This is a genomic window from Ruegeria sp. HKCCA0235A, from assembly GCF_013033235.1.
Lineage (GTDB): Bacteria > Pseudomonadota > Alphaproteobacteria > Rhodobacterales > Rhodobacteraceae > Ruegeria.
Map to the genome: position 1 here is coordinate 88,770 of NZ_WQDQ01000010.1, position 20,772 is coordinate 109,541.

General features: G+C 56.5%; 7 protein-coding genes. 4 read left to right on the forward strand and 3 right to left on the reverse strand.

Annotated elements, in window-relative coordinates:
* Positions 1 to 56: 56 nt before the first annotated feature.
* Positions 57 to 275 carry a helix-turn-helix domain-containing protein gene (locus GOW56_RS16840; protein WP_171206589.1) on the reverse strand — a complete coding sequence of 73 codons (219 nt, stop codon included), beginning with the start codon at positions 273 to 275 and terminating at the stop codon, positions 57 to 59.
* A 75-nt stretch (positions 276 to 350) separates the two neighbouring features.
* On the opposite strand from GOW56_RS16840, the gene GOW56_RS16845 reads away from it, so the two are divergent.
* The 3 genes from GOW56_RS16845 to GOW56_RS16855 all read left to right on the forward strand — a co-directional run bounded on the left by GOW56_RS16845 (position 351) and on the right by GOW56_RS16855 (position 2,722).
* A complete protein-coding gene (locus GOW56_RS16845; protein WP_171206590.1) occupies positions 351 to 1,118 on the forward strand; it encodes a ParA family protein in 768 nt (255 codons plus the stop codon).
* Positions 1,119 to 1,183: 65 nt separating this feature from the next.
* Entirely contained in the window at positions 1,184 to 1,960 is a 777-nt protein-coding gene (locus tag GOW56_RS16850) for a hypothetical protein (RefSeq protein WP_217358827.1), read from the forward strand.
* 195 nt (positions 1,961 to 2,155) lie between these two features.
* Complete coding sequence (locus GOW56_RS16855; RefSeq protein ID WP_171206592.1) at positions 2,156 to 2,722, forward strand: metallophosphoesterase; 567 nt, start codon at positions 2,156 to 2,158, stop codon at positions 2,720 to 2,722.
* A 342-nt stretch (positions 2,723 to 3,064) separates the two neighbouring features.
* Here the strand turns inward: GOW56_RS16855 and GOW56_RS16860 are convergent, their stop codons facing one another.
* Both GOW56_RS16860 and GOW56_RS16865 read right to left on the reverse strand, forming a co-directional pair.
* Positions 3,065 to 9,517 (reverse strand): hypothetical protein, encoded by a 6,453-nt coding sequence (locus GOW56_RS16860; protein WP_217358828.1) that lies wholly within the window; start codon positions 9,515 to 9,517, stop codon positions 3,065 to 3,067.
* A complete protein-coding gene (locus GOW56_RS16865; protein ID WP_171206594.1) occupies positions 9,517 to 19,281 on the reverse strand; it encodes a hypothetical protein in 9,765 nt (3,254 codons plus the stop codon). The genes GOW56_RS16860 and GOW56_RS16865 overlap by 1 nt, the downstream gene beginning before the upstream one ends.
* 581 nt (positions 19,282 to 19,862) lie before the next feature.
* Between GOW56_RS16865 and GOW56_RS16870 the strand changes: the two genes are divergently transcribed.
* Positions 19,863 to 20,489, forward strand: coding sequence for a hypothetical protein (locus GOW56_RS16870; protein WP_171206595.1), 627 nt, complete (start codon positions 19,863 to 19,865; stop codon positions 20,487 to 20,489).
* Positions 20,490 to 20,772 lie beyond the last annotated feature (283 nt).

Here is a 20,772-nt window from a genome sequence, read left to right on the forward strand (position 1 = left end):
GAAACACCCTTTTCCACAAGTACTTACGCGTTCCCTTTCCAAATAGCCAGCCGCCTTCAGTTTTGATCTCTGGGCTCAACCAGCTCGACATGGCTAACTTCAAGAGCCTGCGAAAGTTCATACAAAGTGATGATCGTAGGATTCCTTCGGCCTCGCTCCAATCCGCTTAAGTATTGCTGACTAAACCCGGAGCGAGCTTCGATGTCCTCCTGTGTCAGGCCTTTTTCCCTTCGCAATCGGGCGAAGTTTTGTCCAACTAATTTGCGCATATCCATGCGCTGGACGATTGTGGATTACATACTTTAATGTTATCAACTATAATATGTATTTGGTTAACAAGGACATGCAGTATGCACACCATCACCATTCATGCAGCAAAGGGCGGGTCCGGGCGGACGACGGCAGTTATGGCGTTGGCGTCGGGATTTCTGGCTTTGGACAAGCGTGTGATGGTGATGGATTGCACCAGTCAGACCTCCAGGGGCTCAAATTGTAAGGACCCTTCCACATTACAGACATGGCTGACTGCGATGGAGGCCTGTCGGTTACGGTCGCCTCAACTGGAATTGATTGAATGCCCAACAGACGAAAGTGTGGAAGATGCCTTAGCTGCCGCCACCATGCGCGGCTTTGACATCGTCCTGATCGACACACAGGTCTATCCTGAAGACGCCGTGTCGATGGCACTTGCGAAAGCTGATTTGATTGTTGTGCCCGCTACAGGCCCGATAGAGGCACGCTTCTCATCACAGAGCATCAATGAACGATTTGACTGCCCCGAACACATCATTGGCCTGATCACCGGCCATCGCCATGGCGCAGCCGAAGCTGCTGAGATCCGCTCGGCGTTTGGTACGCTTCCCGTATTCCACTCAGAGCTCCCTGGCTCCGAAGCGCTGGCTGAACAGATCCTGCATGGCGACGTTGCTCATTTTACCTCCATGCTGTCCTGTAAATCCGGCCAACCGGGATATGCCCGATATCGCGAGGCGCAGGCAGCCTGGTCCGAAGTAATTGCACTGACCATCGAACTTCAGTGGGCCCTGCGAGGCCTGCGCCTTGAAGCTTTCGAAGGTGACACCTCTCCCTTTTCCTACATCAGAAAGTCCGTTGCATGATCCGTTTTGCATTTGCGCTTGCTTTTTGCCTCTCGTTTGCCTCCGCTGGGTTCGCGGAAGATACCTTGACCGCTGTGCCCGCGCCTGCAGAGCGCCCATACCCCTATGAGATCCTCGGCCTTCAGCCCGGCGATCCGCTTGATGATGTTCTGGGCGTCTACGCGGAACGCAGCGACGCTGACCCCACAAGCGAGAGCGAAGTTCTGAGGATTCAATCCCCTGATGGCGCAGTGTTTGAGTTCACCTATCAGCTATATTCCCGCATTGGAGATGTCGGCATCAATGGACGCTTGGTCAAAGCCGCACAAGATCAGGTAACAGCCCGCTTGTCCTCAGATGTGATGGAACAGCGTCCCATGGCAATCTATCGCAGCATTCGCCAGCCGAGCGATGAATTGCCTGAACCGCTGGAGCTGAAAGCCCAGATCGAAGAGACCTACGGGTCGCCCTCGCGTGTTGAGATCAACGGACGCGATATGGTGCTGACCTATGCTTGGAGTTCAGATGGTTTTATTCACGACCTCGATGCGCTGGGGCCAATCAGGCACGAGGAAACGACCCGTTCCGGTGGCAAGCTCATCACTGAATATGAGTTATGCGGCTCGGCTCAGCACTACCGCAATTCCGTCGAGTACCGCTTTGAACGCCCGCGCGACAAGCTGATCAAACCGGGCTGCATCGCAACGTTCAAAGTCAGCTATCGTGGTGAACCCGGCATGACCTCCATCACCTTCTCTCTGGAAGATTATGAGCTCGGCCGGATGCACACCGAAGAGCTGGATCGCCAGATTGTCGACGCGCTGACCGGTGAGGAGGTTGAAGCCTCGGACATGGATCTGTGATTTCCCGGATAGTCAGGCGGACGCAAAGCCGCTATGAACGCTGCATGATCACAGCACGCGCAGATATCACCCTATTCTAGCGCCCGCAGAATGGCGGGCGGCTTCGAGCTGTTCGCCACGCGATGATCCCCCATCCCCGCACTGTCTCTGACGCCGCCACCAGACATGAAAGGTAGGCATTACGGAGTTAAAGACATGATCAATTGGTATACAGCAGACCCCCATTTCGGGCACGAGAATATCATCAAGTTCTGCGACCGCCCGTTTCGCTCAGTAAACCACATGGATGCAGTTCTGATGCAGAACCTCTGGGCCATGGTCGGCCCCAACGATGCGCTGTGGATCGTTGGTGACTTCGCCTTTGGGCAGAAGGCGAAGGACCGCGAATGGCTGACCAAACTGTTCTCCAAATTGCCCGGCGCGGAAAAGCATCTGATTGTTGGCAACCATGACCTGGAGCAGACACTGGCATTGCCCTGGAACAGTACCTCTCACATGGCGGAAGTTAAGGATGGCCCTGACAAACAGATGCACACCCTGTGCCACTATCCCATGATCACGTGGAACCGCGCCCGACGCGGTGCGCTCCAGATCTTCGGCCATGTGCATAAGAACTGGAAAGGGTCCAGCAACAGCGTCAATGCAGGCGTCGATGTCTGGGATTACATGCCCGTTCGGTTTGAGGATATCGCACGACGCGCCAAATCGCTGCCAGCGAACAAACACTGGCAGGACGTCGAGCACAATGCGAGGGGGTTCTGAGATGTTCCGATCTTATACCCGAGGCACCCATGCTGTGAACCTAACTAAGTTGGTCATCATGTACGATACCCCGCGTTCGAACAGAATTGATGACGAGCCCAGACTGTCGTTCGACGTCTTTTCCTTCGGCTAACTTGAGTATCGCGAACGTAGTTGGATCCCCTTGCTTGCTTAAATCAAATGTCAGGTTTGCCGTTTTCACCTCCAAATAGCTGATTTACTTTGATTGAGTATCGACCGCGACATCCTCGCCACAAAACGAATGTTCCGATCAGTAATCCTAGGAAGCGAATTCGCAATACTTACGTTCGCTATCACAGCAACTATTTGCATGGTTCGATCCTATGACCAGCCCGACAGATCAAAAACCGCGCGCATCCGTGCACCGCTGTGGTGATAGCCAACCGTACGAACGTTTGGTGGACCAGCCGTGCTTGTTGTTTCGTCATTCTCCTCCTCCGCCGCCACCATTTCATTCTCAACAATACTCGGCACCAACTTGCGGGCTTGTTCTTCGAGTGTGTCAGGATCGGCCGGCTCGAAGGCTTCGACTTCTTCGACCTGTATTTTTAGGCCGTTGAAATCGCCGAGAATCTCTTTGGGAATATTCAACAGCCAGGTCCCATCGCCGCGCGCTACGAACGCGGCTTTGACGACGACACTCCCAGCTCTGAACTTGTCGTCTTCCTTTAACCTGAAGAAACGCTTTCGGGCCTCGGGGTTCTCTCTAGTGATCGGGGCGAAATCACTCGGGCCTATGACACCGGTGTCGGCATCAAGCGGCAATAGCAGGTGGCTGTCCCGTCCGACGGCGGATACGGGAAGTGGTACAGTCTCGCGGAAAGCGCGCCCATGGGGGTCCGTCCCTTCGCGGAAGACGGTAACCTTCATACGCGGCGCGGCTTCAGCCCCATGTACCATGTCGGATGCGTCGGCCATATGCGCAATTCTCGGGTCGTCTGGAGGGTTGCACCCTACATCCGCGAACCAAGAGTCTAGGTTTTCTGGTTGGTCTTTCAAACCCAACTCCGCCTGAAGCGCATCGCTGATCCGGCGGCGATAGAATGTCGGACCGCAGAGCCGCACGCGAATGCCATTGCCTTCCTCGGGCGCAATTCGGCTGATATCGGCTATACGCTCCGGTAGGGGTTGGACGAACTGCCGGACCGGCCGCGAGCATCGGAGTTCGGGTCGCGTGTGGGGCTGATAGCGGACGAGACCAAAACGCACGAAGGTCTCGGCAGCCTCGCTGTCTTCAAGCGTTACGTCGACGTACCATGTCTCCTTTTCAGGGTCGAACCTTGGCTGATATGTCAGGAGCGACACCATCATCGGGGGCGCTCGGTCTCCGGCGTTGCTTTCGGGTGCCTCGTCATCCGACAGAGGCATCTCTACCATGGTGACAAGCTCTGCCTTCTGAGGGTCTCCGTCTTCGAGATCGAGATCGGGGAAATCGCCCGGTGCAAACAGGATTTGCTTGTGGTGATTTCCTTCACGCACCGGGTCGGCACCCCGCCGCGAAACAAAGCGGCCACCGGGACCAAGATGGCTGTCCTCGAACGGCATCGGATCATCTGCTCCGTCTACTGCAGGACAGATAATGTCGATAAGCTTGCGTTTCGTCAGGCGGTAGTGGCTAAGATCGTCGAGGTCTATCCGGCGAACCTCTTTGCCGGTTTTTGGATCGCGAAGAACAACTTTGTTCTGTTCGATCAGTCGGTTGTCTTCTGTTGAAATCTGCGGCGGCCAGAGCACGATGCCAAGGCGTTCTTCTTCGCCTGACGAAAACCACTCTCGACCGAGCGGAATGCGGATGATCGAGCGGCGGTGGTGCATCAGCTTGGTGCGGGTCTTGTCGGCCTCCTTAGGCAGATCATGGCGGAATGCCGGAAGCGGTGCGCGGGCGTCCGGTTTGGCAGGACGCTTGGTGGCTGGGAGAATGACTTCGATCTCTTCGCTGAGCCGGCACTGAGCCTCCGCCCGGAGGTCTTCTCCGGCGACAAGCTCACCGACATCGTGATGCAGGCCTTCGGAGGCCACCCAGGGGTCCCCCGCCCGCAATTGGCGATCTGCAGTGCGCATGAATTGCCCGGCGCGCGGCAAACCGTTGACCCAGACCGACATTCGGCGCGCCTTGCCATCAGGAAACAGGTGGCGTTCCGTGATGCGGACATCGCCGATATCGCCTTCTTCGAAAAGCCTGCGAAGACTGAGCTTCCGGCGGCAGGAATTGCTACTGGGACGCGGTAGGTTCTCGGCGCGCAAAAGCGTGACTTCGGCGCGATCAAAGGCAATTTGACCGCTGGGATAGACGTGGAATCCGAACAGGCTTTGAGCGTCACGAAAAGCTTCCCCTTCGTGATCTGCAGGAACGCCGGTCGGTTTGTCGACCAGCGGCCACCATCCGGCGCGTCGGAGTGCCAACGATCGACCACGGAGTCGATCATCGAAAGTTGTCGATCCGGGGAAAGCCATCCGCGCGCGCACTTCGATCGTGTCGATTTGGTTCAAATCGAGGGCCACGTCGCCGTCAAGGATCAGGTTGGTCGATCCCTTCGCCGCCACAGTGATTGGCGCGCCGTCATCGATGCAGACTGCATGCGGAATCTCTGAGATAGGCTCAAACGGTTGGTCCTTTCCGAACGCTCTATTCTCCCTCTCAACCCTCTTCCTCTCGTTCACAAGTTCGTCGAACGAGCGCGGACCGGCGGCAAGCTCGGCAGGGCGGAACGCTCGGAGGGGCTTTTCGGGGCCGTATTGCAGTGAGGCTGCGTTTGAATACGTGGCGCGCTTGAAGTGATCTGTGTTTTCTGCCGGGACGATTACGGGGGCAACCGTTGCGCGGTTATTCGCATGGATCGCGCGCAGGCAGGACACCCCGGAAATCTCGGCTATCGGATGGCGGATCATGCAACGCCGCACGGCATTTGCGAGTTCCAGAAGCGCGGGCATTGTCGGCGCACCGATGCCACCGGGACCAAAGAAAACTTGCCCTGCGCGAACTCTTTGCAAATCGGCGATAAGGTCGTCCAAAATGTCTTCGGGCAGGCAAAGATTTGCACCTGTGCACATGGCTTTCAGGCTGGACGCTACAGCATTCTCGCCACGCTGCGCGAGATGGGTGCCAAGGGTCTGGATGACCGAGAAATCACGTGCAAGTCGTTTTGCGCTTGGTAAAAGCCACATCTCGACATCGACCCACTCGTGCGGGGCAAGTGTGAGGATCAGTTCGCGGGCGGTAAACCGACCTGAGGAATTGGTGCCGTCCGAATGTGATGGATTGAAGGACCTGCGCCCACGGTATGTCATAATGTCTTCAAGAGCAGTCGGAATCTGCTCGCGATCATTTCTGCGGTTCACGGTTAATAGCACGCGACGGCGGTCAGGATAGGTATTGCCGCTGATCAGATCGATGGGCGCTATCTCTTTCGTGTCGGGTTTAGCGGTTTCGACCATCGTGAGCCAATCACCCGATCCGCCCTGCAAACGCACACGCACGACAAGGGATTCGGCAGCGGGGTCAGGATAATAAGCGCTTTTGGGAGACGATCCGGCGGCAAAGATTGCGCCATCAAGGTCCTGCCCCTCTGCCAAAGCGGTATCCGCGGGGGCATCTTCGATCTCACGTTTCGAGAAATGCTGGGTGCCATTCAGACCTTTTAAATAGCTGGTCTTTATCGCCGGGAATCCCCCACCGTTTTTTTGTTGGCGGACGAAAGTAAGGCCACCGGTTGAAGTTGGCGTTTGCCGGAGATTGTCGAACACGCCACGAGTTGGATCTTCCGGGCGGCTGGTCGTTCCAGCGGTGTTGTCAGGACTACCCATATGTGCCGCGGCACGTGCAAGCGGGATCGACGGGATCAGGATTACGCGGCGGGCGGTTGCGGGCTGCCCGCGCGACGTGAAACGTTTATCCTTGGGGTTCTTCTCGTCCGTATCGACGCTTCGAACAAGCATCATGCCAAGTTGATCCGGCCCCATTGGGCCGTTCAGACGTCGCGCATGTCCTTCCGGCATCAGCACCTGCGGGGCCCCGATTTTTGCTTGCCGCAGAGCCCGGACGAAAGGTTGCACCGTCGGCGAGGTGCAATCTTCGCTATTGGTTGCGCAGGTCTGAACAGTCGACTTCATTCGCTCGGAGGGATAGTAAAGATCGGCGCGCGTATCATGCTGCCCTGTGTCATCCGGGAATTCAACCTCATCGATCGAACGTCCGCCGGAATAAACGGCAGCCAACGCAAACCGATAGGGGCGGCCATAACGCAACCGGGGAAGCCGATAGGCGTTGCCTTCGGGGATGCTCAGTTCCCGCCCAAAGATCAATGTGTCTGGCGTAGTCATCTCGGTGCCTGGCTGGACAGAGCATTCCACCCCCATGGGGCCACCATCCCAGACTGAAACGGCCTGCTCGAACACTGCTTCGGTGTCAAGCTTGCCGCCGCCATTCGGTGCCTCGGATTTCGGCAGCATACGACCGGGCACGTTAAAGGAAGCACTCTCAAGCGCCACCCGCTCGGGCGAGCCGAAGCGGCCGACCAAGTCCGACAGGATGTCTTCGATACGTCTAGTTTCTCTCCAATCGGGGCCAGTGGTGCCAAACTTGATCGCACGCGACATCATCGGATGCCATTTCGTGCAATCATTGCCAGGTGTTCCGACATATAGGCGGTAACCCATCGTTAAATCCTCGGCGTCGAGTACGATGGCAAGCCTATCCTCGACGACACATGCAGCCTCCGGGTCGTCAGTATCGAACTTGGCGTCGCGCGCGGCCATTTTCCGAATTGCCTGGGTACAAAGACCGCGGTCCAGCAGAGTCAGTCCGACATCCTGGCGGTCACCTTCGTCCACCAGATCGGTCGGATCGCTGGCTTCGTTTACGCCAGGTGGTAGCGCCTTGGTTTCAGTGGCGGATGCCCCGGGAGTTTCTGCACGGTTCTCTGTAGCCGATTGCTGGCCGACTTCCTGTTCTGTCTCGACATTTGACTGTTCGATGCTGCGACGCTGGAGTTCCAGCTCCATGGCCGTCCGAATGTCGAGGCTGGTGATATCGAACCGTGGCGTGTTGGTATCTGCGGCACTACCAGAGCCAAAGCCCATGACCATCAATCCCCCATATTGGCGTGCGGTGTTCTGGGCAGGTGCACCTTGGCCAGCAGATCGACAGTCCGCCTCTTCACGCGAAGCGGGCCAGAAGTGATAGCAATTCTCGCGCTCGGGTTCGGTTACGCGAAGCAACGTCCAGGGGCGCGGCAGGACGGACTCAACTTCATTCCCAAGCGTGTTAGCATTGAGATTTACGGAGAGATGAGCATATTCTCCCATCTCATCCAACGTTGCCTTGTGCTCGTCGTTGAGATCGAGTTCGAGGTCGATTGCAAGCATGGTTGCGCGCGCCAGCGTCGGAGTGGATTGTAGCGTGAAAAAGCTGCGTTGAGCAGCTTCTAGGCTCTTGTCGACTTTTTCACCTTGCGTCTGCTTGTCTTCATCGATCTTGGTTCGATATTGCTGCCAGTTGGCATAGCGGGCGGCGGCAGTATTGTCGTCGAAATCGTCTTCGCCATTAGCGACGGTGGCGGGCGTGACCATCGTACCGGCCCATTCCGGACCATTAGCGGTGACGCATTGATCTGAAATCACGACGTTCTTGGCTTTGTTGTAAAGAGTCACAGAGCCTTCCCGGTCGGTCTTGAGATCTTCGAACAAGGCGGTGCGCTCGGCGATACGGCGTCGACGGCGCAACTCGGCGATCAGACCTTCGTTGGTAAGAAGGATGCGTTCGACATCTTTCGGCAGAAAGAGGCGACGTCCGCCGGGAAAGTTCTCGGGGTCCAGATTCGGAAGGATCGGAAGCCCATCGGAAAGACGCTTGCAGTAGGTGGCAAACGTCTCATTTACTTCGCGCGGCGGTTGTTTGATTATCTCATTGGCAAGTTCCTGATACTCTTCGTCGATGTTGTTCTTGATATCAGCGTCTTTCAGCACTTTGACAGATCGCTCAGATGACCGGCGCTTCAACGGATTAGGTGCGCGCTCAACGGCCTCCTTGCAGGCCGCCTTCAGAGACTCTGCAAGCGCGACTGCGCGTTGACCTTCCAAGGAAACGGCGAGGTCCGCATGACGGATGTCGAGGGCCGCCACAACATTCATCGTCTTTGCCTGACCGGCCGCTTCAGACGGCGCGACCTGACCGTCGGCCCCGTAAAGGGATGCGTCAGGCACCTTGTTCGCTGTTTCGACTGCGTTGTCTTCCCCCATCCCGTTGGACGTTACGGAGTTACTTCCAAGCGTTCGGGCGATACTTTCGCCGAGTAACTTCCACCTGTCGGCGCCGATGACGACATTGTCGCGGGCACCGTTTTCGTCGGCGATATCGTATTTCCAAAGAGAACCGACCCAGATGTCGCAAAGCGCCTGCAGGTCGCGCTCTGACGAGATATTTGCAATACTTGGCGCAGTGAATTTCAGCGCCCTGACGTCCCCATCACAGACCTTGCCCGAGCCGTGGCCAGACGGAACAGTAACGATCAAACCCTCGACACCGCCTTTCAAAAGCTCGTGCACTTTCGCAGGCCACTGGTCGAGGCGCACGCCCTCGGTTTTGGTATTCGACGACAGGATCTGAGGGGTAAGAAGAAGCGTCGCGCGCAGTTTGCTATCATCACATTGCTCAAGCGCGCAGCCGGTTTCGCTGGAAGGTCGGCGCGCAACTCCGTTCGGCACGATGCGTGCGTGGATGCGGACGCGTGGCATCGCGGCTGCGTTTGATTTTTCGGTCTTTGGGTCAGATCGCATTAGAACAGGTTCCCTGCCGGTTCGTCGGTGAAGTATTTGGCATAACCCCGCCAGTCGCGAGCCTGGCACGCGGTGCGGGTGTCGACACGCGGCACCTGATTGCTGAGTTTCTGAAGCGTGCCTGTGTTGAAGTTTAGATCAGCGACGCGGATACCGGCGCGTCCAAAAGGCATGTTGCGCAGGCTTGCCCCTTGCTGGCCATTGAAGCCTTTGGCCTCGCGTTTGAACATCACCACTGAGTATTCGAAATCGGCCAGCCCCATCGAGAAGGAGAACGAAAAAATCGCCTCTCCGCTCATGTTGCCGTTCACCATGCCCAGCCGCACCGAAAGCGCCGCTGCGAAGGAAAAGATCCAAATCTGCGCGGTACCGCCAACAAAGAAAGTGGCGCTGAGCTCGGTGAGTTTCTGACCGTTGTCGGCAATCGACTGGCGGATGTAGAACCCGGCCATCAATCGCCCCTGTCCGGTCAACGGTCCAAATGCAAAGACCGCCGAGCCGCCGAACTCGAAGGATGCCTCAAATCCCAGGATACCATTGGCATTGGCCTCGATCGCGAAAAATCCGGATCCACCGTAAGGCGTGTAGGTGATGGTGAAGGGGCTCATGCGGGTTGAAAGCGATGCTTTAAACCGCGCGTCCTTGTCTTCAAATGGAAGAATCGCCGAGGTCGCAAGCCCGACATTGGAAATCGCCATCGCGCCGACAGAGAAATCACCGAGGTTGAGGATGTAGCCTGCCTCGACCCCAAGCGGCGAGAACTGTGGCTCGAGGAAGAAACCCGAATTGCCTTTCGGGCTGAGGAAGCTCTGGAATTGCTGAACGAACTCCAACATCGGTCCGATCTCGTAATCGGAATACGAGATATCGAAATTCATCTTTTTACCGGTTTCAGCTGTGAACGTGGCACCATTAAACTTCAACGTCAGCGCGTCGAAAGCGTCGCCGACGAGCTTGACATCAAAGGCGTCGAGCCGGCCAACGGTGCGGGCGTGAACGGATGCCTTGTCAAATCCGAGATCGATTTTAATGCCTGCCTCGATGGACAGTTTCGAGCCGGAACCCGGCGCGAATATCCCAGCGGTCGCCTGTCGGACCTTGTCCCCAAGCTCGACGCCGTAGCCATAGCTCATGTCAATTTGCGTGGGCACAAGGCTGAGTATGTAATCTTCGACCTGACCGCGCAGATCATTGAAATCGATGGCCGCAAAAAGATCGCCTTTGAGGAACTCGGCGACGATGTTCTCGATATTGCTTGCGATTTCCACCGGCGTTGGGCGTAGGACTTTCCACTCCTTGAGAAATGCCTGAAGGAAGGTATAAACCGGGTCCTCTTTGTTGATGGTGAGCCTCGGCGCACCTTCCGTCCCAAGAAACGTCAGCCAAGCGACGTCGCCCGCTAACCGATCATTGCCGCCATCAAGTTCTTTATCCCCACCTGGCTGGTAAGGTTCGAATTTCGGTGGATCATCGCGCAGCAATCGGCCGTCAGGCGGCACGAACAGTATGTTGTCGGCGCCCAGTGCAGTCAGTGTCTCGTCCTCTGCAATTCTGTTTCGGAACTCCAGGAGCTGTTGATAAATTCCAACAAGGCTGTTTCGCCCTTGCTCGCCAGTGAATTTGCCGCCGATAGGCGCAAGTTCTGGAAACGGAATAGGGATTTCGGTGGTCAAGATGGTCGTGATGGCGTCGTTCGCGAGCGTCACGACATCGCTGCTGACCTTCGTAAACAAGGCAGCGCCATGGTCGGCGAGGTCGTCCAATGCCTCTGTCAGGCGATCTTCGATTGCGTTCAGGACATTGATATTCGCAAGGCCCTGTTCCGTGGGTGATTGAAAAAACTTGAGAAGGTCGGTTGTTGGTCTTCCAACCGGTTCGATCTTCACTTCCGCCAGTGCCTTGCCCTTGTCATCGGCGGTCTGCACTTGTTCGAGGGCTGTGCGTACGGCGCCGAGCCACTCAATGTATTCGTCGAGCAATCCAAGAATCTCGGTGACAGCGCCATTGATGTCAGCACCCAAAAGGGCTTCGAGTTGCACAATGAGCGCGGGCCTTGCCTGATCGGCACCCCGCCGCAGCATGGCCCTTGCACTTTCCAGCAACCGCGCGAGTTCGTCTGTATACGTCAGAAGAAGCGTGACGACCTGACCGGTGTAAGCGTTGGCTTGTTCTGTAAGCCTGGTTTGCAGAGCCTTCAGGCTTTGGATTTGCGTATTCGCCGCATTCTCAATGTCGCTGCCGAAATCGGCGAGATTGATGACCGACAGGTAGGCATTTGCCGAGTCCTCCGCGACGGCAGCCGCCGCACCGACAACAGACGCGGTTTGGACCGTCGGGTTGTTCACCAGGCTTTCAACAGCTGCGAAGATGTCGTTGGCGCGTTCTATCAAACGCATCATGAGCGTGCGTCGTTCATCGATCATCAAGCGGAAATCGCGGTGAAGATCATCCAGACCGGCGAGCTCGCCGATATTCTCCGGTTTGCAATCAAAATTCGCAAGTTTGTCGAATTGGCCGGCAAACCGAGCGGTTCGTGCGGCGTCGGCTTTGACATCCGCGACGATCGCTGCCAGGGATTGAGCTATGCTGTTGAGATCATTGAATGCCGCATCGACATTACCTGCATGTCCGGCAACGGTTTCCCGTGCCGATGCCAGCGTATTCAGAGCGGCTTCCGATCCAAGATCGGCAACTTTGGTATGGATCGGCCCGCCGGGATTCAATTGCGTTTGGACGCTAGCGATCTCGTCATTTGCGTTCTTGACTTCGACGAGAAGAGCGCTGACCCGCGCCTGATAGCTATCAATCTGGGTTGATAATTGCGCGTGTATGCCGTCCTCTCCGGGATAAATCGCCGCGGCCACTTCCTTGAATGGTTCCAGCGTTTCCTTGCAGAGCCGCTCGAAGCCGGTCATCGGTCCGAAGTGCAGTTCAGCAAGCCTGACGAGGGCGTCGAAAGTCCTGTCAAAGTCGCCTGCCTCAATGCCGGCGACGGCCTGACGCACATAGCGTTCGGTGTTTTTGAAGAGGTTCCACTCGTCGCTGAAGCCTGTTTTTATCCAACGCTTCAGAGCGTTTCGCACCTCAGCCTCGTTATCGCCCTCGAATCCGGCAAGAAGATTGCGATACTCGTCCAATGCAGTCTTTGCTTGCCCTTGGGCCGGTTCGGGTAGTGCCGCAATCGCGCTTTGGAACGCCGTACTGTTGACCCGTTCAATTGCCAGTGACCGGATCTGCTGTGCCATCGTCAGATCATCGCCGAGCCAGCCCCTGACACTCTCCAGTGCATTCCGCAACCTGTCGTCGAGCGTTCGGATGAAATCCGCCCTAGTCTGATCTAGCAAGTCTTCAAGAGAGGATTGCCCACGATCCTTGATGAGCAAGATTATCATCAGTCGCAAAACGTCGCGTGCTTTGTCCGCAGTCGGATAAAGATCGTTCCACAGGTCTTGATCCACACCTGCGGGTTTTGGCGGCACCGCGATGATCGCGAGGAACTCGGGGCCACCGGTTTCCGGGATCAAAGTTGTTACAAGCTTTTGTGCGAAACCTTCGACCTCTGGGGGAAGTGTGTCAGTTTGACCTGAGACGTAAAGCGCAATCTTGGCGAATGGTGCTATGACGTCTTTGTCGTCCAAAAAGCTGCTTGCCAGTTCTAGAACCAGTTCGGCGCGACGTTCCTGCAAAACATTGATGAGTTCAAGGATGCCTTCGATCCCGCCGCGCAGCCCCGCTTCGATGCGATGGCCGGGGTCGGACGCGGCCCGGAACAGTGCATCAAGGAAGCGGCGACCGGCTGCGAAAACCTCGCTGACCGCGAGCGTGAATGCGATGGCGTCGGCGGCGCCGATAGCGCGGGCGAGCGCGGCGTCAAAGGCGACAAGCGTGCAATGGAGGTCCGGAAAAATCTTTGCGAACGAAATATCGCCCAGAAACTTTGCAGGCACTTTGCCGGCGAAACTCGCGATGTCGCGGTCCAGTTTATTCCAGCCTTCGCGAATGTCGTGTACCGCCTCGGCAAGCGGAACGATCACCGTTGTGCGAACCAGATCGACCGTCTCATCCAAGGCCGAAAGCGCATCGCCAACCGCATCGTCAACCTGTCCGATGGCTGATTGCACTTCCTTTGCACCGTATTTGGCGTTCTCGGCGAGCTCGGGCATGCCGCTTGATGGTGGGTCAAGTTTCTCGATGAACTCAAAAAGTTGCTTTATGCTGACGAGGCCAAGGATCTTGGCGTTGCCATCGACAATATCGCTGTAGAGTTTCTGGGCGTCCTTGATCGTCTGCTCGATATTCGGATCGATAAGCACCGGCGTCGCCTTGGTGCAGAGCGACGGCAAATTCTCGGCCTTTGGTGCCTGCCCGTTCTCGGGCGTTGCTGGCACCAGTTTTTCGCCGATATCAAACGCCTTTGCGACGGACAACAGCCGGTCGCAGGCGAGAGGAATGGTCGGATCAAGCCGATCTGACCATGTCAGAACACCCCGGCTGCGCGACAACCCGACCACATGTCCAGAGGGGCGATAGATACCACCCGCGTTGTCACCCTTGTCGCCCATGGTCAGCTTGAGCTGGTCAACTAAGGCGAGATAGGTTTCAGCAACATTGCCTTCGACAGCATACTGAACCGGCCCGTTTGCGTTGGTGGAGGCCGGAAGACCGAATTCGACGAAATGCGCATCCGGCATGGCGCGCAGGAACCGGTTGTCCTTAACCTGCCCGGCACGCGCACCCGACAGCGGCCTTCCGATCAAGCGCTCGGCCTGGCGGACGCGGATTCGGCAGCATTCGAGTGCGGGGTAGAATGGCGGTTGATCAGCGCCTTGCAGAACCGGGTCGCTTCGGAAGATCGTTTCCTGCCGGGACCAGACACGGGCAGTCACTGTATCTTCGGGCTGCGACACGGTCCCTGACAAGCCGGTTGCACAAAGTGTCCAAAGCTGTGTTTCGGCGCTCGCACTCCCCGCCTCTTTTTCCGCAGCATAGCGCCTTTTGCCTCCACCCATATCAAGCGTACGGACATGAGTGATCGGGTCGAAGTCCTTTTGGTTATCGCTTGCCGACAGCGGGTCGGGTGTTGGTAAATCATTGTAGTAGGCTGCCAGCAGCTCCAATGTCTGGCGGTCGTTGGCCGCAACGTTGTCGACGAAGATCAGCGGCATGTCTGTCAAAGTACCGTCGAGGTCGAGTTCGAAACGGATATTGGCGTCGGGTAGCTTCGCTGTCCTCGGCCAGAAGACGAGCCCCTTTGCGCCTTGCGCCATCTGAATACGCCCGCCCGGCAGGGTAATCGCACCGTTGGTATCTCGGATAGGATCGTCCGACGGATCGACGATATCGGGTGTTTGGGTCGTCAGGTTTTTCAGCCTTTCGACCGGGAAACGGCGGCCCTGGGCGGGTTGCTTCAATGCCGGGAACAGTTTCTCGGCTTTCCCGACACGGATAAAGAGCCGCTGACGCAGGGCGGCACGGATCGCACCGGTGATGTCGATAAAGAACTCGCGTTCAGTGACCTGCACCAGCGAGGCACGTTGACCGATGGGCCAAAGGAACCCTTTGTAGACGATCTCGCAATGCACGTCTCGCCCGAGGTTTGTCCATTGCTGCCAACTCTCGACCGACGCGGCGTCGAATAAGGCCTCGCCATGACTGTCAAAGGCAGCGGCAAAAGGCTCGAAACTGCTGGCGTGGCGGAGAGTGCCGCCAATGGGCGTCAGCGACAATTCGATGGTCTGAAGCGTGCGTGGCTCGTAAAGCGCGCTGCCGTGTTCCACGTCGGCAAGGCGATAGCGCTGTTCGGGTTCGGATTGCCCCGCATCGGCGATAAGCTGGCCGTTGGGCTTGCGACGCCCCAAAACGGGAAGGCCCCATACAGAACTGAGAAGGACCAGTTCGTGGCGCGCATAAGCATCAATGGCACCGCGAAACTTCATATCGCGCGCTTTGATGGCGGCGAGGCGTGCTTTTTCCCCCGATAGGTAGGCATAGAGCCTAGAAATCGCAGGCTGCGTGGGCAGCGGGTTTTCTAGGTTCTGCGTACCGAGGGCACGGGTCTGGGTCTCATGCGCTCCAAGATGCCACGGGGCGACGGGCCCACGCGGCGGTGCGCTTGCACCAGGAAAGCGTCCCCCCTCGGCGCTCGCAGGATAGACTTGGCCAGCGTTTGCATCGGATTGGAAGTTCTTGCGCTGGACCCGCGCCGCAAACACGTCGGGGCGCAAGTCGGGTGAGTGCACGGCACGTAGATTTGGGTCCACTTCGTCCACCAGGAAATCCGCCGACCATAGCGGCACGTATGGTTGGTGACCGAAGGTCGAAAGCGGGCGGCACCCCGAGTTTTTGTTCACCTTGCTATCGTCTTTAACGGAGCAATATATACCATCGGGGATTTTGCCGGTCCGCGTGATAACCACGGCGTTCTGATCTGGCGACAACGTCAATCGCGCGGGGATTTCGATGGCCGTTTCTCGCAAGTGCGGAGGGTCTTTCAGAGATCTGGCGACTTCTCCCAAGCGCGTGCCAGAGGTAACGAACGGACCTGAGCTGAACTCAAGAAGGTCTAAACGTGCGCCCTGCGACAGGTCGAGGCGGCGGCGGGAAGCAAGGTCCATCCGTCCCGCTTCGCTTGGGCGATACACGGCCTGGGCACGGCGAACGACCGAGAGCTCAAAGTCGGAAAACCGCGTCAGACCCTCCAGGGTGAAGTCTAGCCGTTCCCTTACCTCCTCGGCCAACGCGTCTGTTGGGACATCGAGCGTTTCGACCCTGTTGCGTGCGACCGAGATTCCATCCCGGCACCGAACGCGGAACGCTAAACGCGAGGGGTTCGAGATGCGGCCACGGGCGGGTATATCGACGGGTTCTTTGCCCTTGAGCGCTTCAATAAACCTCGTCCTTGCGGCATCGCGATCTTTTTGGAGCGACTCAACGGTCAGTCCAATCTGGCTCATCCAGCGCGGGAAATCGTTTTGGCCGTCCGTAATACCTAGCGCATCGACGCTTACGATTTCAATCCGCTGCGGCGCCAGATCTGCAATATTCTGGCCCGCGCCTTTCAGGGTACGATCCAGAACCATGTCGCGATAAACGGTGCGGAACAGTTGGTAGCTCGGGTACAACGTTTCGAGGCGCTGCTCTAGCGCAAGTGCGCCTTCGAAAGTCTGATGCGCTTGCTTTATACGTCGCATCTCATGCGTCAGTGCGGCATGTTGGAGTGCATTGGCTTCTACATGGAGCGCTTTCGCCGCGTCCCGCACCCCTTCGAGGAGCCGATTTGCCTGATCCTCGAGCTGATCCCGGAAGGATTGACGCCAGGCTTTCCGCGCAACGCGCATCACGTCAGGGTCAAGCGCGTAGGGTCCGATGTAGACATGCTGATCCGCTGGTGCACCCGGCAAGTTTGCCAATCCGGCGGCGAAGCTTGCGGTCAGAGCTGCGAAAGGGCGCGGGGTCATTTTTCCTCCGGCCGGTTTTCCCTTGTCCTTCGCCAAAGCGGTGGATTCCTCGGCCGCGATTTTTGCTGAATTCAACGCAGTCCGAAATTTCTCGCGCGGATCATCCAGTTTGAAGATGCCCAGAAGATCGACGACCTGTTGCCGGTCATTGGGATCAAGCACCCATCCATTGCCCTGCTCTTCCGCTGTCAGAAAGACCCGTTCTGTAGTGAATTTGACCCCCTCCGTCGTCCCGTTTCGCGCGACTGTCATGATCGCGTGCTTTTCGTCGCTCCCTGAGGGTGCCTCGAAGATCACATCGGGCAGTTCCTGAAGATTAGGTCGAAAAAATGCCTCCTCGAACAAATGCTGGCCGGGAAACTCGACAACCAGAACCGGGCGACTGTCACGAACGTCGTGGCTGCCATCAAGTTCACGGTCAGTCGTGATCCGGCAGGAGGCATTGCGGCGCACCAGTTCGGTGCGATCGCGTTGCATCGAAAGGGCGAGGTCCCCAAAGCGGAAGGTCAAGCCAAGCAGGTTATCCGATTTCGCGGCGACAAGCGCGGCGTCTGACAAATCGAATTGCGCGATCTCCGCAGCGTCTTTCGGTGCTGCAAGGCGGATATAGCTGGTTTGCGGCGGCGGCAGTTCGCCCGGAGCAAAAAGCAATGTAAGCGAAGTAGGCGCAAAGGTCAGCCGGTTGAAATCGGCGCCCGGTAGTGTGACGGCAGCTTCGCGCAACACGCCATTGATTTCGATCCAGTCGGTCCGTGGGCGCCGCCGTGGGACGAATGGTCCATTTTTGCGCCGGCCCCAGGAAAAGACCGCCTGAACCTGGTCGCCGTGGCGTTGGCGAAACGGATCATCTGCCGCAGCTTCAGCATCTCCGTTCAAGACGGTGTCTTCCGGTGCTGGCCCACGAAATCCGATCGGACCGATGGCGCACTCGACCCGCCAGTGTTTACTCGCAGGGCCGGTGAAGTCGGCACCAAATCCAATATTACCGACACATTCGGCATAATCGAAATCGTTCATGCGGGCGGGTGCGTCCACCCGTTCCATCAACCGCCCACGAAGCTTGTTGAAGGGCCCGGCGGCCGCTTTTGCCGAGCCGACAACCTGAACCCGCGCCCAATCGGTCAGAAGCGAAGCTTCGGCGCGCAATTGACCGGGTTTGATCTTACCTGCCTCTATTTGCGTGGGTTCCAAGATGCGAAACCGCACCTTGCTGGTGCGGCGGGCGTCAGGATCGATATAGAGTGTCAGCCCCGGTGCTTCCCCCCTGCCCTTAAAGGCCAACGGCGCATCGCCCGGCGCGACGTCGGACCAGCCTACAAGTTCGAATGCTTCATTCGCGGCCGAAGGACCCGCACGCTCCTGCACATCAGGTCCATCATCTTCAGCCGGGTTTTCCGGTTGCGCAGGAGGGTCCTCAAGGGGTTCGCCGCCAACCGGCAGCCACCGCATAAGGAAATTCGAAAGCTGAAGTTCGGGCGCCAAAGCGTTGAGAAAAACGCCGTCTCGGGCGACACGCCATGTTCCGAACTGGTCGAAGGACAACAAAACATTGCGGCCTGCGTCCCTGTCTTCGTAACCGACCTGTCCGTTGAAGACGAGCTTGAGGGTAGATGTGATCCGGCCCGCATCGACGAGCAACTCAAAACCAAGAGGCGTTTCCTCTTTGGTCCTGCGCGTCGGGGCTTGATCGATCCAGCGGTCGAGCCGCAGAAACTCTCCTACCTTTGCGGTGGCGTCATACCCTTCCGCCGGTTCCAACTCGAACCAGCGCTTTGAGGTGGGCGCGCTTCGCAACGACCAGATGTCTGTTGCCACGCGGATGGTGTAAACCCTTCGCATTGGCACGTCATCAACGGTAAGCTTCTTCAACCGCGTCTTAATGACCTCTCCAACCAGTTCCGGATGCTGCTGCATATCCTCGAAGAGCTGACGTCCTTCGGTATCCAGTTCCAGATGCTCGTCAAAGATGAAACGGACCGTACGATCGGAAACCCGTCCATACGAAACATCGTGCAGCGAGACGGTATAGCGTCGGCGACCACTCTTTAAGACCTGATTGCGAAACCGGACTTTCGTGAGGGGCCCAAATCGATCCGTTTCGATACTCCAGGTCGGCCCGCTTATCTGCTCATCGTCAAGCGTTTCATTGCCGTTCTTATCAATAACAGCGCGCGATCGCCGTACTGCACTTACACCCAATCGCGACCAGAATGCGCGACGATCCCGCGACAGCCCGCTCTGAATAGCAACCTTGAGCAATCCTCCGGCATCGGAAATACCGAGATCTACGTGCTCCGGCTCAAGCATGGCTTGGTTGAATAAGAATTCAGCTTGAGCCGCGATTGGAACGGACATGGCAGCGCCAATAAACCCTCGCCGCGTTAGTTTGGCATCTGCTAATTTGCCAACTACCGAAATCGAATCATCGCTTCCACCAATAGACAATGCCTACCTCAAAAATTGATGCTGGAAATAGCTTGAGAGTAGTTGCCAACTGCCGCAGCTGTCAATTTTGTTTGTTTTTGGCGGTGAGCTGGGATGATTTTTATAGTATTTCTTCCTTATATCAGCTTCCCTCGGGCGCTTTTTCGTAACCTCCAAAGATACATTTGACGCATCTTGTGAATGGGCTGCAATCAATCAAAAGTCGTTCTCAAGTATACAGAAATCGTATGGCAACTTGAGGAGCAATCAAAAAACTAAATCTCCAAAAGTCCGGGAGGCCAACGGTCTTCCCATCAGCAATCGCACTCACAGCGCTCGTCGTTTATTGGCTATGAGCCCTGATCCTAGCGCAAAGAAGAAGCAAATAGCTGGAACTAAAAATGTCCAAATTTCTTGATTTGAAAGGTGTTCTGGACCTATCGTCGTAGGTGTGGGGTGAAACTATGCTGCGCTTTTTTTATGAAAACATGGTTTTCAATCGGGTCAGGCGGACTCAAAAAATGATGCGCCTTGGTCTAGGCCTTTTAACATATTCTTGGGCTATTTTTTCGGCTTCCTTGATTTGGGCGGAGGACATACCAGTGATCGACCTGTCCCAGGTCGAGAGTAAGGAAACGGTTGATCGTAGAGAAGACTTGTCTCCCCAAGCTTGGCGAATGGCAGTGTTTTTCGCGCGTGATACAAGTATCACCGATTTATCTATCGGGCACGCCTATGTAGCTCTTTTGACATTTCGAGAAGACACGGAGTCATTCGTTACGGACGGTGTTTTTGGTCTTTATCCCGACAAGGACGAAAAATTCAGTCTTGGTAAAATGCCTGGAGGGATTGATTTAAGACCATTGGATGAGAGACCGGATTCGGCGCTACTTGTCTGGATAAATCCCGCCCAGCACCAAGCTATTGAAGAAATTGCCCAGAAATTTGAGAAAGCTGGCGAGTACCAACTTCTTCTGAATGACTGCGTGTCATTGATGTCGGAAGTGGCGACTGCAGCAGGTTTAACGAAATCGCCAATTACTCTACACCCGTGGGCCTATGTAAACGACCTGATGTTTTTGAATAACTAATTGGGATTTATGCGCCGATACAATAATCTGCCAGCCCGTTTTTGCTATTTTGTTGAGAGTGTTGCACTGAACTAATCAGAACCAAAGTATTGAGTAAATTGAAGTCATCCCACTTTTTTAAGAGCTAGATATTTCATTTCTTGGGGGCATGATCGTTGAGGTCTAAGACAGCTAAAACCGTTTCCATACTGACAGAGTCGATCGAAAAAGGCGAACAGACGCGTAGGGCGTATCTTGGATCAGCCCTCGTCGTGCCCGTCGTCGCGCAAACCGGCCACCTTGG